The 333-nt window shown below is 63.1% G+C and carries 1 protein-coding gene; it reads right to left on the reverse strand.

The annotated features are described in order from the left end of the window. Nucleotides 1–333, reverse strand: a 333-nt coding sequence (locus tag DTF_RS27240) for an efflux RND transporter permease subunit (protein WP_226989298.1), incomplete at both ends; no start/stop codon positions are given.

Here is a 333-nt window from a genome sequence, read left to right on the forward strand (position 1 = left end):
TGGTTGAAGTGGTTGAGCTCCTTGGGGGCCACCGTCTCATCGACGGCCACCAGGTTGGAGAGCTGAACCATCCTTCCCCCGTTTCCGCGCACGTAGATGGCGGAGAGATCCGAGGGGGTGACCCGTTCGACATCCTCGATCTGGACGATGACGTCATACTGCTTCCCTTCGCGCTTGAAGCGAGTGACCTGCCGGCCACCGAGCATCGTCTCGAGGGTGCGTCCGACGGTGGCAACGTCGGCGCCGACGTCCACCGTCTTCTCCCGGTCGACCTGGACGGAGAGCTGGGGCTTGTTCAGCTTCAGGTCGGAATCGAGGTTCTGGAATCCCGGC

Origin of the sequence: Desulfuromonas sp. TF, from assembly GCF_000472285.1 — a bacterium.
Classification (GTDB): domain Bacteria; phylum Desulfobacterota; class Desulfuromonadia; order Desulfuromonadales; family ATBO01; genus ATBO01.